Origin of the sequence: Wenyingzhuangia sp. 2_MG-2023 (assembly GCF_030548295.1) — a bacterium.
Taxonomy (GTDB): Bacteria; Bacteroidota; Bacteroidia; order Flavobacteriales; family Flavobacteriaceae; genus Wenyingzhuangia.
In genome coordinates this window covers 178,903-193,580 of the sequence record NZ_JAUOSB010000003.1, presented here as the reverse complement: position 1 = coordinate 193,580, position 14,678 = coordinate 178,903, and the positions used below count along the sequence as shown (strand labels likewise).

At 32.8% G+C, this 14,678-nt stretch carries 13 protein-coding genes; 4 read left to right on the top strand and 9 right to left on the bottom strand.

The genetic code is table 11. The features are described 5' to 3' along the window. Positions 1-13: 13 nt before the first annotated feature. The 3 genes from Q4548_RS06490 (at position 14) to Q4548_RS06480 (ending at position 3,218) form a co-directional block, all read left to right on the top strand. A complete protein-coding gene (locus tag Q4548_RS06490) occupies positions 14-1,477 on the top strand; it encodes a hypothetical protein (protein WP_303452770.1) in 1,464 nt (487 codons plus the stop codon). Between the two features lie 74 nt (positions 1,478-1,551). After that, positions 1,552-3,009, top strand: a complete 1,458-nt coding sequence (locus tag Q4548_RS06485; RefSeq protein ID WP_303452768.1) for a calcineurin-like phosphoesterase C-terminal domain-containing protein — start codon at positions 1,552-1,554, stop codon at positions 3,007-3,009. 59 nt (positions 3,010-3,068) lie between these two features. Further along, positions 3,069-3,218 (top strand): hypothetical protein, encoded by a 150-nt coding sequence (locus Q4548_RS06480; protein WP_303452766.1) that lies wholly within the window; start codon positions 3,069-3,071, stop codon positions 3,216-3,218. A 164-nt stretch (positions 3,219-3,382) separates the two neighbouring features. On the opposite strand, the gene Q4548_RS06475 is transcribed toward Q4548_RS06480, so the two are convergent. The 5 genes from Q4548_RS06475 to Q4548_RS06455 form a co-directional block, all read right to left on the bottom strand. Continuing rightward, positions 3,383-4,342, bottom strand: a complete 960-nt coding sequence (locus Q4548_RS06475; RefSeq protein ID WP_303452764.1) for a transglutaminase family protein — start codon at positions 4,340-4,342, stop codon at positions 3,383-3,385. Next, a complete protein-coding gene (locus Q4548_RS06470) occupies positions 4,342-6,900 on the bottom strand; it encodes a circularly permuted type 2 ATP-grasp protein (protein WP_303452763.1) in 2,559 nt (852 codons plus the stop codon). The genes Q4548_RS06475 and Q4548_RS06470 overlap by 1 nt, the downstream gene beginning before the upstream one ends. Positions 6,901-6,909: 9 nt before the next feature. Beyond that, entirely contained in the window at positions 6,910-10,245 is a 3,336-nt protein-coding gene (locus Q4548_RS06465) for a DUF2126 domain-containing protein (protein ID WP_303452761.1), read from the bottom strand. Between the two features lie 209 nt (positions 10,246-10,454). Continuing rightward, entirely contained in the window at positions 10,455-11,333 is an 879-nt protein-coding gene (locus Q4548_RS06460; RefSeq protein WP_303452759.1) for a YihY/virulence factor BrkB family protein, read from the bottom strand. 133 nt (positions 11,334-11,466) lie between these two features. After that, entirely contained in the window at positions 11,467-11,628 is a 162-nt protein-coding gene (locus tag Q4548_RS06455; RefSeq protein ID WP_303452757.1) for a DUF1328 family protein, read from the bottom strand. 278 nt (positions 11,629-11,906) lie between these two features. Here Q4548_RS06455 and Q4548_RS06450 point away from each other — a divergent pair, with 278 nt between their 5' ends. Then, positions 11,907-12,947, top strand: a complete 1,041-nt coding sequence (locus tag Q4548_RS06450; protein ID WP_303452755.1) for an AraC family transcriptional regulator — start codon at positions 11,907-11,909, stop codon at positions 12,945-12,947. 144 nt (positions 12,948-13,091) lie between these two features. On the opposite strand, the gene Q4548_RS06445 is transcribed toward Q4548_RS06450, so the two are convergent. Genes Q4548_RS06445 through Q4548_RS06430 form a run of 4 tightly spaced genes read right to left on the bottom strand, consistent with a single transcriptional unit; the run spans position 13,092 to position 14,676 of the window. After that, positions 13,092-13,289, bottom strand: a complete 198-nt coding sequence (locus Q4548_RS06445; protein ID WP_303452754.1) for a DUF6327 family protein — start codon at positions 13,287-13,289, stop codon at positions 13,092-13,094. Between the two features lie 15 nt (positions 13,290-13,304). Then, a complete protein-coding gene (locus Q4548_RS06440) occupies positions 13,305-13,664 on the bottom strand; it encodes a hypothetical protein (RefSeq protein WP_303452752.1) in 360 nt (119 codons plus the stop codon). 6 nt (positions 13,665-13,670) lie between these two features. After that, positions 13,671-13,997: a YtxH domain-containing protein gene (locus Q4548_RS06435; protein ID WP_303452750.1), complete on the bottom strand. Its 327-nt coding sequence runs from the start codon at positions 13,995-13,997 to the stop codon at positions 13,671-13,673. A 37-nt stretch (positions 13,998-14,034) separates the two neighbouring features. Next, positions 14,035-14,676: an SOS response-associated peptidase family protein gene (locus Q4548_RS06430; RefSeq protein ID WP_303452748.1), complete on the bottom strand. Its 642-nt coding sequence runs from the start codon at positions 14,674-14,676 to the stop codon at positions 14,035-14,037. Positions 14,677-14,678 lie beyond the last annotated feature (2 nt).

Below are 14,678 nucleotides of genomic sequence, written 5' to 3'. Positions count from 1 at the left end.
TAAATTTAATATTATGAGAAAAACAATTTATTATTTATTTGCCTTAACGGCTTTATTTTCAATGGCAGTTGGTTGTAGTTCTGACGACCCAGCACAAGAGATAGAAATTCCTGCTGAAGTAAATTTATTAAGCTTTGGTTTTTATGCCGAAGACAATCCTACGAACCTTTTTACAGATTACGTGATTGAAAGCGTAACAACAACAGACGTTTCCATAGCCTTGCCAAATGAAACAGACTTAACTTCTTTAGTAGCTCGTTTTACAACTACAGAAGGAGATATAGTAAAAATTGGTGCTACGGTACAAGTTAGCGGAACTACTGCCAATAGTTATGCTGCTCCTGTAGAATTGTTGGTTAACGAAGGTGTAACCAATAAAATTTACACCATTTCGGTAGGGAAGTTAGCAAGTTCTGTATGGAGCTTAGCTTCTACTTATATAGATGACATAGCTACTGATATTTCATTACGTATCAATCCAACAAACTCAGTACCTTATGTTGCTTACATTAGCGAAAGAGAGAGTAGCGATGATCAAAAAATGAACTTGGTGAATTATGACGGTACTACTTGGAATAGAGTAGGAGGAACTGACTTTTCTAATTTTAGAGCAAATACTGTAGATTTAAAATTTAGTGCTGAAGGTACTCCATTTATTAGTTTTCAGGAATATACAGATAATAGAGAACCTTCTATCATGTCATACGAAAATAGCACTTGGAGCTATTTGGGAAATGCACCATTTTCAGTTTTAAGAACAGGTTCTAACGCTGTTGCAATTACTAGCGATAACAGTGTGTATGGATTTTTTATAAGTGATGACAGATCTGATGGAGGAAGAAGAAGAGAAGTTTTGGGTAAAGCTTACTCTGAAGGTGTTTGGTCAGATTTAACAATACCTGGTAGATCAGGTTTTGCTAGAATTGTAAAAACAAAAGTAGTAAATGACATCGTATATCTTGCTGTATTAGATTATGGAGAAGGACAGTCAATTTCAGTTTACAAATATGAAAATGATACATGGTCAACACTTGCTGATAAAATGAAAGAGAGTGAAGAAAATATAGTGTACTATTACAATGTAGAAATTGATGTAGACTTAGAAGGAAACGTATATGTAGCATATGCAGAAGATAATGGACCTGATACAGAGTATCAATTAAGAGTTAAAATGTATAAAGATGAAACTTCTTCATGGAGTACATTAGGTGATTTAATTGTAACGACAAATACTAGAGATTTTGCAATGGCTGTGGACAAGTACAATACACCAATGTTATTCTATCAAAACGACACAAAGAATCCAGTATTCTTACCTTTTGATACAGATGTAAATAACTGGGGGGCTCCAGTAGTCTTTTCAGATGCAGATTCATCGAGCTTAAGATTAGAGGTAGCACCAAGCGGTATTTCGTATGCTTCTTACCTTGTAAACGAACAAATTAACCTTTACAAGTATGATTCACCAGACAATTAAAATGTATCTTTAAATTGTATATTTTATAAGCGAAGTTGCAAAACTTCGCTTATTTTATTTTAAAATTTATGAGAATGAATATACTACACAAATGGATCTTTTTATTTGGTTTTTGCTTGGGTTTGGTCTCAAATGCACAGTCAAAATACACCTTAATTAAAGGAACCGTACATGCCAAAAACAGGGTTTTAAAAAAAGTGTTGGTTTCTAATGGTGATACCATTGTACAAACAGATAAAAAAGGAAGGTTTGAGATTCCTGTAAAAAAAGGACAGGTAGTTTTTCCAATTATACCAACAAATTACACACATAGCAATGCAAAAAAATGGTGGTATCATAGCTTAGAAGACATTAACAAAGAGCGTGTGTTTACGCTTAAAAAGGTAAAAACTAAAAAAGAATTTAAGTTTTTAGCCATTGGAGATGTTCAGGTAGGAGATGACAAGGAGCTGTTGTATGCAACAAAATCGGTTTTAACAGAATTGTTGAATAGAAACGATTATGATTTTAGCCTGTATTTAGGAGATTTGGTAAATGATGCTCCCGAATTGTTTGTGCCACTAAAAAAGTTAATTGACGACATTCCAAAACCTTCATGGGTGGTGTACGGAAATCACGATCGAAATTTTAATGCGGAACAAAACCAGCAATTCGATTTTTTTAGAAAACATTTTGGTCCTGAAACGTATGCTTTTTTTAAGAACGATATTTTATTTGTTTCTCTTAACAGTATTACTCCTGCAGGAAAATATGGATATAAAAATCAATATCCTCCAAATCAAATACGTTTTCTGTCTCAGTTACTTCAACAAATCCCTAAGGATCAACAAGTAATAATAAGTCAACACGTTCCTTTTGTAGCCATGAAAAACAAAGAGGAGCTAATCAAACTGCTGAATCCTTTTAAAAAGGTACTGTTCTTATCGGGACATACCCATACCGTTTTTCAAAATGAAATTATTATGCCTTCAGGTCATGTAATTCATGAGCTCACTGCGGGTGCTGCATCTGGAAATTGGTGGACAGGTCAAAAAAAATGGGAAGGAATCCCTTTGTCTTTAATGAGTTGTGGTACACCAAGAGGCTATTTTGAAATTAATTTTAAAAACAAGGACTACAAGATTCAGTACAAAGGAATCAACTTGCCTGCTTCCAAACAATTTAGTTATTGGGTGGGAGATTACAATTCAGAACCAATATCTGTCCTAGATAAAACCAATAATATTTATATAAATGTTTTTTCGGGATCTTATAAAACCAAAGTCTCACTAAAGCTTACAGATAATACAGCTATTTCTATGACGAAGGAAAGATTAGTTGACCCCTATATTAATTATATTAAAAAATCACAAAAAGAAAATAAAAGTCCGGATAAAAATAGTAAAGCATCACCGTATTTAAGAACTAAGTCGAATCATATTTGGAAAGGGACTTTTCCGAAACTAAATAAAGGTTATCATAAAGTTGATATTTTAATAGAAGATCCATATTTTTCATCCATTAAAGAATCTATATGGGTTTTTAAGAAGTAATTATTTATATTTATTTAAAACTAATAATAGTTTAAAGAGTTTTGTTAAAATAAATACTCATGGCAAAAACAGGAAGTAATAAAAACACTAAAAATAAATCAAAACATTCAAAGTTAATGGGGAGGAAAAAGAATAAGATTCGTGAAAAAGGACAAGCTCACAAAGAACGATTGAACGCGTTAAAAGAGCAAATTAAGAACAAAGAATAAGTTTGATAGACATTTTTGAAAAGTCAATTTAACTTATTTTTACTTATGTATAATTTAACAAAAATGTGTTGTTAAGTATATTTATTTAGACAACAGAAATTGTTTCTTTTCCTCATTTTAAGAAATTTTGTTATGTAACAAACAACAATAAATATTTTTAGCATTTATTGTTGTTGAGACTGCTGAGATTGTTGTTGGTGTTGTGTGTCGGTTTTATTTTGTTGCGTTGGATAACCTCCTTCAGGTCTAATATCTACAGAAACTGACAATTTACTCAATCCACTACTATACAATACTCCTTTTAGTGGAGCAACATCGTAATAATCTCTTCCCCAAGCCACCACAATGTGTTGGTCTTTTGGAATCTGATTGTTGGTGGGATCAAAATCTACCCAACCAAATGTGGGAATGTATACTGAAAACCATGCATGTGAAGCATCGGTTCCTATCAATTTTTCTTTTCCTGGCGGTGGAAGCGTTTCTATGTATCCACTAATATATCTGGCAGGCAAATGCACGGAGCGAAGGCAAGCAATAGCAATTTGAGCAAAATCTTGACAAACTCCTTTTTTTTCTCTCATCACATCCGTAATTGGAGTGGCTACGTTAGAAAATGTAGTGTTGAATTCAAAATCGTTAAATATTCGTTCCATTAGTTCATAACTAGCTTCAAAAACAGACCTATTGGGTTTGAAAGATTTTAAAGCATAATCTTTAATTTCTTGACCAATGGTGTGAATCAAAACAGATTCTAATTGAAATTGTCTAGCCTCTAAAGATTTTGGATCTACTTGTTTTAAGAGTTGTAAAGTCTCTGAAAGTGTGATTTTTTTAGCATCTGAAAAAAAATCAATATTAGGTGCCAAAGCCATGTTCCTATCTACCTTACTAGTGGCTGTAACTTTTAATTGCTTATGATACTCTTGTATAGAAAATCGGGTAACGGTATTTCCAAAAAAATCTTCTCTTTCAGAAAAAACAATAGGAGCAGGGCTGATATCCAAATTGTAATTCACCAAATTTTGTCCAATAATATTTTTGGGTTTTAAGATAGCTATGTTGTGGCAAAAGGTAACCCCTTCGTCATAATCATAACAGGTAGTGTGGTTTATTTTGTACAACATTAGATTTTTATTTTTTGTTTTACCAATTGCGTTTGTTGGTATGTATGGTCAAAATACGTTGCGGATATAGCTAATGAAGTTTCGTGTAATACATCGCTTAATATAGAAAGTGAGTCTTCTAAATTACCTCTAAGTGATTTGTCTTCATTAAGATCTAAAAGTGTGCTAGTATCTACATCCTCAATTATTTGACAGGCAACTTGTATTTTTTCTTGACATTTTTGATAACCGATGCTACTATTAGGAATAGGCAAACGGGCAATGTCTTTCTGAATTCTTTTCAATTGATAATGCAATGATTTTGCATACTGCTTGTCCAAAACAATTAAGTTCACCACATTTTCAATACTCAAATACGATTGGTAACTATATCTGTAAATATTCAAACTTTCATGACTAGAAAGTAAGGCTTCTAAAATTTCATAGTTCAACTGCTCTTCATAATTAAACACAATCATAGAACGACACTTGGCTATATTCATGGTAGATTGCTCCATTTGCAAACCAATAAAATACAGTAGTAATCCTTGATTTACCATTATGCTTTCTTCAATTAAAGCCATAAAAGCAATCAATCTTGTAATGGTTCTATCCAACAATCTAGTTAGTGTAGAAATAGTGGATGTTTCGGTTTCAGTATTGTAGTTATTCCACAATTTATTGATACTCTCAAAAACCCTCCACATATCTTTGGACCACAAATTACGCAAAGTATAATAAGAGTTGTTAAAACTATTTAAGGTTTGTGCAAGACTTCCAATTCGATTTTTATCTAAAATTAACGAAGCAATTTCTTCTATAGGATTTTCCAATCTTTCTTCACTACCTTCTCCTACAAAACCAGGAAAAGTAGAGGTGATGTTGGTCAATGCTTGTAGCAAATATTTCTGAATATCAGATTCAGATTTTCTGCTGTTGTATTTTTCATTGTTCATGGTGTTTAACACCATGCGAATGTATCTTGAAGTAACAATAGCTCTACCCAAATACCTACCAGACCAAAAAAGATTTTCGGCGGTGTTACTTGGCAAATCCGTCATGTCTGATACAGAAGTGTTTTGGAGTTTGTTCCAAGTATATTGTTGAATGCTATTTTGTTTCTCGTCACTAATTACCCAAAAATCTTTGCTAATTCCACCACGTTGGTTAGAAACTCTCAATTCTTTTCTTTCGGATGCAACTCTAACCAAACCACCAGGCATGACACTATAACCATCGTCATGAGCAATACTAAAAGTTCTGCAAACAATTTTACGAGGTTCTAATTTGTCATTGCCAAAGTTGGGAATGGAAGAAAAAGATATTTTTTCCTGAGCGACAAATCTGTATGGGTTGTTAAGAATTTCACTTTTTAAATTCTCAATTTCTTTTTCTGATAAAAATTCACAGAAATAAATACTTTCCCTATTAGATCGATCGATTCTTTTGACAACATAATTTTGGAGGTTTTCCATCACAAAATTTCGTTCTTTTTCTTGTCCACACCACCATGAAGCAATTTGTGGCAGAATCAAATTTTCATTGAAAAAGTACTTGCATATAGCATTCATAAAAGGAACCAATCCAGAGTTCTCTATGATGCCGCTACCTACAGGGTTTACAACCGTTACATCTTGATTTCTAACAACTTCTAACAATCCTGCTATTCCCAAATAAGAATCTTCTCTTAGCTCCAAAGGATCTACAAAAACATCGTCTACTCGTCTTAGAATAACGTCAACCTTTTTTAGACCTGTCAGGGATTTCATCCACACCAAACCATTTCTCACAATCAAATCATTTCCTTTCACCAACGGATAACCGAGAAGAGAAGAGAGGTAAGCATGTTCAAAATAAGTTTCGTTGTGAGGTCCTGGAGTTAAAATAACAATGTTAGGATTGGTCACTTCTTTTGGAGCAGCATTTAACAACATTTGATGAAAATGATCGAAAAATTCTGAAGGTTGTTTTACATGAATGTCCTGAAACAATTCAGAACCCACTCTACTCATTGCGTACCTATTTTCCAACGCATATCCCATTCCAGAAGGAGCTTGAGTTCGGTCATTAACCACCCACATTCTACCATCTGGACCTCTAGCTATTTCTGCAGCATAAATCATCAAGTTTTTAGATGTAGTGTATTCAATTTGATCACACTGTCTTAAAAAACCTCTATGTTCGTAAATAACTTCTGGGGGAATGATTTTGTTTTTAATCAATTTTCGTTCCCCGTAAATATCTTTTAAAACTAAGTTTAACAACTCGGCTCTTTGTTTGATTCCTCTTTCTACTTCTTTCCATTCATTTTCATGAATAATGAAAGGGATGGAATTCAATTCCCAAGGTCTGTGCAAACCTTTAGGATCGTTGTATACATTGTAAGTAACACCGTTTTCGGCCATCAACCAGTTTACTTCACTTTGTATATCATGAAGTTTTGTCAAGCCAATGCCCTCAATATTTTCGATTAATTTATTCCAGCTTTTGTTTACTTGTTTATTAGGTTTTAAGACCTCGTCATAGTTCTTTAAATCGGAAAAATAATCAGTAAAAATATTTTTTGAATCAATGCTCATTTAGAATTTCTATTTTTTACGCAAATCTAGTGTATTTGGAAATTCTGGGTTGTTAGGAATGGTTTTATATTTAAAACTTTTTGAACTTCCCATCTCTTCTACAGACTTTTTAGAAGTCTCCTGATCGGATGCAGCAGCTTCCTCCATAATTTCTACATCAGTTTGTACTTCTCCAACATCCCAAAAACGATTGATTCTTCTAGATTCAGCTTCAAAACTATTCACAGGGAAGGTCTCGTAAGATCTACCACCTGGGTGCGCAACAAAATAACGACAACCACCTATAGACTTTTCATTCCATGTATCTACAATATCAAAAGATAGGGGAGTGTCTACTTTTATAGTAGGGTGTAAGGCAGAGAAAGGATCCCATGCTTTGTATCTTATTCCTGCAACATATTCTCCTTTTACAGGAGTAGGTTTTAAATCAACTTTAATTCCATTACAAGTCAAAACATAACGTTCGTTTGTGAAATTACTTACTTTTACTTGCAATCTTTCTAGTGATGAATCTACATATCTTGAAGTACCACCACCAGTCATTTCTTCTCCCAATACATTCCAAGGTTCTATTCCAGCTCTCAATTCTAATTGAATGTTGTTGACTTCAATCATACCGTGTTGTGGAAATCTAAATTCAAAGAAAGGGTCAAACCAGTCTAATTTGAATTCGTAACCTGCTTGATTCAATTGTTCTACAACATCTTTAAGGTCTTCACGAACATAATGTTCTATCAAAAATTTGTCATGCAATTCTGTACCCCATCTTACCAAATTGTGTTCGTAAGGTTTTTTCCAGAACCAAGAAACCAAAGTTCTTACCAATAGCATCTGGGTCAAACTCATCTGTGGGTGTGGAGGCATGTCAAAACCTCTTAATTCTAAAATTCCCAATCTTCCTGAAGAAGAATCAGGAGAATATAATTTATCTATACAGAATTCTGCTCTGTGCGTATTTCCTGTAAGATCTGTTAACAAGTGTCTAAACAATCTATCTGTCAACCAAAAAGGAACTTCTCCGTTTTTAGGAATTTGACTAAACGCTATTTCTAATTCGTACAAGTTTTCCATTCTTGCTTCGTCTATTCTTGGTGCCTGACTTGTAGCTCCAATAAAAGATCCAGAAAATAAATACGAAAGTCCTGGGTGATGTTGCCAGAAAGTTAACAAACTACGCAACAAACTTGGCTTGCGTAATAGTGGACTGTCAGAAGGAGATGTTCCTCCTAAAGTAACGTGATTTCCACCACCCGTACCTGTGTGTTTTCCATCCAACATAAATTTCTGAGTTCCCAAACGTACTTTTTTGGCTTCGTCATACAAAGTCATGGTGTTGTTTACCAAATCTTTCCAGTTTTTGGTTGGGTGCACGTTAATTTCAATTACACCTGGATCTGGAGTAATTTTCATAGATTCTACTCGGTTGTCATGTGGTGGATTGTATCCTTCCAAAATAACAGGAATGTTCAATTCTTTAGATGTTGCTTCAATTGAGGCAATCAAATCTAAGAAAGCGTCTGCGGAATCTAATGGTGGTAAAAACAAGTACAATTTACCGTCTCTAACCTCAGAACATAATGCCGTTCTTACAAAGTATTCTGGTTTGTCTTCCTCCAATCCATTTTCAACAAAATCTTTGTGACGAGTATCTACAATTTCTTCAAAAACAGGCAACGGGTTGTTGTCTTTAAACAAATCTGGTTCGTAGATAGGGAAAATTTCATATTCAGGTTTGGCCATTAGTGAATCTAAAGGCAATCTTAAACCTACAGGAGAATTTCCGGGAGTTAAAAATAAGTTGTTTCTACGGAATTGCCACTCACTAGTAAACCATTTGCTTTGGGTATGGTTTAATGGTAAAACATATCCTACAGCTTTGTCTGTTCCTTGTTTTAATATTTCTGCTAATTTTTTATGAATTAGTTCTTTGCTATCTTTTTTGGTTATATCTACATCAACAGGTAGTTTTCCTTCTTCCCACAACATGTAAAAAGCATCTTCGTAAGTAGGAGTGATGTGATTTTTGTCTACGTTTAAGTAAGTAGTCAACGTTTCTAAAAACTTAAGATCGCTACCTTCTGGCACTATTTTGTTTTTTGCAAAACAAGATAACAATTCAGGGTAATGCCAAATAGTTTCACCATCTTTTCTCCAATACAATTGAATTTCCCATCTAGGCAAAGGTTCACCAGGATACCATTTTCCTTGAGCATGGTGTAACATTCCTCCAACGGCAATTTTATTCAACAATTGTTGAGTCAAATCATCCGCTAATTTACGTTTTTGAGGTCCATCTGCAGTAGTGTTCCACTCATCAGCTTCCATATCATCAATAGAAACAAAAGTAGGTTCACCACCCATGGTCAATCTTACATCACCTTCTTGTAGTTCTTTTTCAACTTTGTTTCCTAGCTTGTCTATGGCTTTCCATTGATCTTCTGTATAAGGTTTGGTAACCCTTGGCGATTCTAAAATTCGGGTTACAGAATTGTCAAATTCAAACTCAGTTTCACAAACATCAGACATTCCTGTTACGGCAGCAGCACTATCGTAATGCGGTGTACAAGCTAATGGAATATGACCTTCTCCCGTTAAAAGTCCAGAAGTTGCATCAAAACCAATCCAACCTGCACCTGGCAAATAAACTTCTGCCCAAGCGTGTAAATCTGTAAAATCTTCGGGAGGACCAGAAGGACCATCTAATGATTTTTCATCTGCGGTTAATTGTACCAAATAACCAGAAACAAATCTGGCTCCAAAACCTAAGTGTCTCATTACTTGAATAAACAACCAAGCATAATCTCTACAAGATCCTGTTTCACATTCTAGCGTTTCATCAGAAGATTGTACTCCAGGTTCTAAACGAATGTTGTATTTTAAAAGTTCATTTATTCTTTGGTTGATGTCAATTAGAAAATAAATAGTTTTTCTAGGTGTAAAATCTAAGGATTTGATAAAATCAATCAGCAAAGGACCTTTTTCTGTAATTTCCAAATAAGGATGCAATTCCTTTTTGGTATCGTCAGAATATTTGAAAGGAAACTCTTCAGCACTTTCTTCTACAAAAAAGTCAAAAGGGTTGATGGTCTTTAAATCCGCAATGATTTCTACATCAATAGACATTTCGGTTGTCTTATCAGGAAACACAACTCTAGCCTGATAGTTTCCAAATGGATCTTGTTGCCAATTGAAAAAGTGATTTTCAGGTTTTATTTTTAAGGAGTATGATTCTATAGGAGTCCTACTATGTGGTGCAGGTCTTAGCCTAAATATATGTGGAGATAAACTTACGGAACGATCGTACTTGTATTTTGTTTTGTGTGAAATAACTACTTTTAAAGCCATATGTCTTGTTTATACAGATTGTTTGTTTCTAGAAAAAACAAAAATTAAATTGCGAGTAACGAAGTTAGTAATTTCCACGTGTTATTAACTGTATTTACACCATAAAGACTTAGAAATTAGATTTTTTTTAATAACGTTTTTTACTAGTTGATATACAGTTGTTTAACTGTGGTGTTACACTTGGTAACATAAATGAGAGTGTATTTGGTTTAGGATTTTGAGGTATTGTTAGATAAAATTCCATCTCCATATTTTAAAGCATAGACCTTTGTGAATTCTGCTCCAAAGAACAATATAAGGCTAGAATAAGAGACCCAAAGCAGAATTAAAATAACAGATCCTGCTGCTCCAAAAGTAGATTCTGGATTTGCTTTTGCAAAATAAATTCCCAACGCTTGTTTTCCTATACTAAACAGCAAACTGGTAACAAAAGAACCCAACCAAACATCTGTCCACTTGATAACGGCATCGGGTAATATCTTGAAAATTAAGGCAAACAAAACGGTGATTAACAGTAGGGGAATTACAAAGTTTACAATTTGAAAAATCAAAAGAATAAACTCAGGAAAAACAGTTCGAATCCAATCAGTTAGTGCGTTGATAACCGAAGTTAGTATTAATGACGTGAGTAGTAGAAAACCAATAATAAGTACCAAGCTTAAAGAAAACAATCGATCTTTAATCAATTTAAAAAAACCTCTTTTAGTAGATTCGGGAACTCCCCATATTTTATTCAATGCTTTTTGCAAAGCAATAAAAAGTCCCGTAGCACCATACAACAAAGTAATTACACCAATAATTAAAGCAATTTTAGATTGCTCTAAATTGTAAGAGTTTTCTAAGATGTTTTCTACAAAGACAGCTGTTTCTCTACCTAAAATAGAGGCTATTTCGTTGATTATTTTTGTTTTTACTTGAGATTCACTGTAAAAAAAACCAATAGAATGAATGATGATGATCAACAAGGCAGGAAAAGAGAATAATGCGTAGTAACTAATGGCAGCACTCATCTGAAAAGGATCATTTTTGTTCCATTGTTTGTAGGTTTCTACGATAATTTCTTGCGTTTTTTTTAGGGAGATCTTCATAAGCTGTACTTCATGGTGGTTTTAATTGAAACTAAAAAATAGAGAACAACTGCCATATAAATGCCATCCTCTATTTTTTAAAAGAGTTTAGTGTTAAACATAACACTAACTCACAAATCTAATTTGAGATTTATTAAACAGGTTTTTTTCCCAACAATAGAGAAATAACAAAAAGAATAATAAATAAAATAAATAATATTTTAGCAATACTAGCAGCTCCTGCTGCAATTCCAGTGAAGCCTAAAACTCCAGCTATCAAAGCTAATACAATAAAGGTTACGGTCCATCTTAACATAATTTTAATTTTTAAAGGTTTATAAATTAGCTTGCTTTACCAAGCCTTCTATTGTAAAATTACATTGATTCAGAGGAGTTTATTAACACGAATCATTTAGATGTGTACTCTTTTGAAATTTATAGAACACAAAACAAAATCCTTAATCATGATTAAGGTTGATTCTAGGTGCAAATACGATTGATTTAAAATAATATCAAAAATTGATAAAGCGCATTGTTTACAACTTATTTCATCGTTAACTTTGTAACCATCTGCTAAAAAAGAAAATCATGACGATGAATGTTAAAATAACTGCTTCAAATACAATTGATACATTGGAGCAAATACAAAGTGTTTTAGGAGGTGTAATAGAAGAAAAATGGGGAGAGTTTTTCTTGAAAATTGACAACGAAAAAGCAAAAGGGACTATTAGATTTATTGCTTTTGATAGAGGTGTCTCTCTATTGGATTATGATATTGTTTTTTATGAAGAAGTCCTTTTTAGTAGGGATACTTCTTTTTTCAATCCGATAAGATTTAGTTATTGTATGGAAGGGAATTATGGACATTTTTTTGAGAAAAGTAATTCTAAAACTAAAATTGAACAGTACCAAGCTGTAATTGTTACAGGGAAGGATGGAGGACATAGTTGTACATTATTTGCCAAAAACGTACATGTTAAGTTGAATGTGATTCAGGTTCTTAGAAACAAATTTGTAGCAAGTACAGATTGCACTATGGAGTTTGTGAATGAAAAATTGTATGAGGTGTTTTACGATTCAGATCACGACAATAAGTTTGCGTACTATGGAACGTATAATTTAAAAATGGCTGATAAAATTAATGCGATTTATAAGATTAAGAAAAAGGGAATTTTGAGAATGTTGACGATTGAAGGAAAGGTCTATGAAATTTTATCAATGCACATTTCTCAACACAATCAAGAAGTAAAAGGAGAAAAAGTTGAAACGACTTTGTTAAAGGAAGAAATCAAATTGATTCGAAAATATTCAAGAAAAATCATTAAAACTCCAGACGTAAATTATACATTAGAATCAATATCTGAAGAGACAGGTTTGACTCAAGCTAAATTACAAGAAGGCTTCAAATTAATTTACAGCAGAACTGTTACAGAATACATCCGACATATTCGTTTAGAAAAAGCAAGAGAGTTGATGAATACTACCGATTGTAATGTCTCACAAGTAGCTTATACAGTTGGTTTTAGTAGTAGAAGTTATTTTTCTAAGATTTTTAAATCTAAATATAAAGTTAGTCCTAGTGAATATCTAAAATTAAAACAGAAAAAAACAATCCTTCAGACCGGAGTTGCATAACAAATAATATTTTATTTTTTTTCGGAAAACAACGAAAACCCCAGTAAATAAATTTTACTGGGGGAGGGTAATTGTAAAAATAATTGCCTATCTGATATTCTATAAGAAACGATTGAAAAGTATATGAATCCGTTCTTAAAACCTTTAAAGTTTACGAGCCAAAAAACTCAACCCGTATTTGGTGGCAAGACTTATAAGAACAGGCTGAATCCATTTGTAAGGGTTCATGTTTTCAATAGCCATGTGTTTTAAGAGTTTTATCTCTTCGGAGGCTATGTTCTTTTTTAGTTTTAGGATTTTTAAATCCTGATCTATTTCGTTAAAACTTCTATACTTTTTCATCGTGTGTTGTTTTGGTTAATTTGTAGCTTCAAAAAAGGTTTTGGAAGTAAATGCAATTGCAGCACGATCTATTAATGGTTTTCTAAAGATGTACAATAGCAATCCTATTAAAAATAGGGTACCTGCACAAGTCAAGAATGCCAAATACAAACTTCCTAATATTCTTTTCAATTCTATTACATAAGCTATTAGCGCTAATATAAATGTGAATAGAGACAAGATTCCGAAAATCAATATTTTTAAAAACTTAGAGAAAAACAGACTCAGTGTTTTTAACATTCTTAGTTCAACGTAATCTTTGGTTGCGTCTAAATATATTTCACCATCGGTCATTGCTTTTTTTGATGCTTTGTAAATGTTTTCAGATAGACTCATTGTTGATTATTTTTGAAATTGTTTATTTTTCTTTCTTAGAATTTCTAATTCTTTTTCTAATGCTACTATAACATCATCGGCTTTGTAACTAGCGTCAGAAACTACTGATTCTAATTTTTCTTCCAAGGTTTCTTTTTTACCTACAATGGTGTCTGTTACAGTATTTTTGATAGATTCGGCTTCGTTCACAAGATGTTCACTTGTTTCAGATACTTTTTCTTTTATTTTTTTTCTTGTTTTGCTTCCTTTAGCGGGTGCAAATAAAATTCCTAAAGTTGCTCCTAAAGTTGCTCCTGCTAATATTCCTAATGCTGTGTTTTGATTTGTACTCATTTTGTTCATTTTTTATGGTTTGTAATTTGTTTTGAATTTAGCATTCGTTTAATTGAATGCCGTGGGTATTTTTTAAAATTTTTAATTTTGTTTGTAATAGCGATACCTTTTTTAAATCGGTAATGCTAATTTTGTTAGACAACCAGTCTTGTTTCATAGTTTCATCCATCACTATTGGTATGTATTTGTCTAAGTTCTGAAACTTTTTTAATTCTTTCTTTTGTTTTTTCAACAACAGTGAAAATGTTAAAAAGCCATCGTTTAATTGATTATAGCAACCTGCTAAATAGAAAGGAGTGTTATTCTCCTTTGTAATGTAATATTCTTGGATTTTACCATTTTCTAAAAAGGATGTATAAAAGCCAGTAACAATTACCAAACAGGGTCTAATGTTGAGTTCTTTTTGCATAAAATCATTACGGATGTTGTCTATTTTTACCGTTAATGTATCTATATGCTCTTGAAAAACATTCCAGTCTTGGTCAAATTTGTCAGGTAAAAGTCCCCAAATTGCAAAATCAATTTCATTTGGATATTCAGATGTAATAATGGGAACAATGGTTTCTTCTTTTCCTGTAATCATTCTTTTCTGTTGGTACAGTTTAGGATGTTTAAAGGTTGAATTTGTATGGTTTTCTATAACATGTATTGATGCAATATTTGATATTTTGTATTTCATAA

Coding starts and splice junctions, on each gene's coding strand:
- Q4548_RS06475 (WP_303452764.1), bottom strand. CDS start 4,342: ATGTTGTACAAAATAAACCACACTACCTGTTATGATTATGACGAAGGG.
- Q4548_RS06450 (WP_303452755.1), top strand. CDS start 11,907: ATGAATGTTAAAATAACTGCTTCAAATACAATTGATACATTGGAGCAA.
- Q4548_RS06470 (WP_303452763.1), bottom strand. CDS start 6,900: ATGAGCATTGATTCAAAAAATATTTTTACTGATTATTTTTCCGATTTA.
- Q4548_RS06485 (WP_303452768.1), top strand. CDS start 1,552: ATGAATATACTACACAAATGGATCTTTTTATTTGGTTTTTGCTTGGGT.
- Q4548_RS06435 (WP_303452750.1), bottom strand. CDS start 13,997: ATGAGTACAAATCAAAACACAGCATTAGGAATATTAGCAGGAGCAACT.
- Q4548_RS06490 (WP_303452770.1), top strand. CDS start 14: ATGAGAAAAACAATTTATTATTTATTTGCCTTAACGGCTTTATTTTCA.
- Q4548_RS06430 (WP_303452748.1), bottom strand. CDS start 14,676: ATGAAATACAAAATATCAAATATTGCATCAATACATGTTATAGAAAAC.
- Q4548_RS06480 (WP_303452766.1), top strand. CDS start 3,069: ATGGCAAAAACAGGAAGTAATAAAAACACTAAAAATAAATCAAAACAT.
- Q4548_RS06455 (WP_303452757.1), bottom strand. CDS start 11,628: ATGTTAAGATGGACCGTAACCTTTATTGTATTAGCTTTGATAGCTGGA.
- Q4548_RS06440 (WP_303452752.1), bottom strand. CDS start 13,664: ATGAGTCTATCTGAAAACATTTACAAAGCATCAAAAAAAGCAATGACC.
- Q4548_RS06445 (WP_303452754.1), bottom strand. CDS start 13,289: ATGAAAAAGTATAGAAGTTTTAACGAAATAGATCAGGATTTAAAAATC.
- Q4548_RS06460 (WP_303452759.1), bottom strand. CDS start 11,333: ATGAAGATCTCCCTAAAAAAAACGCAAGAAATTATCGTAGAAACCTAC.
- Q4548_RS06465 (WP_303452761.1), bottom strand. CDS start 10,245: ATGGCTTTAAAAGTAGTTATTTCACACAAAACAAAATACAAGTACGAT.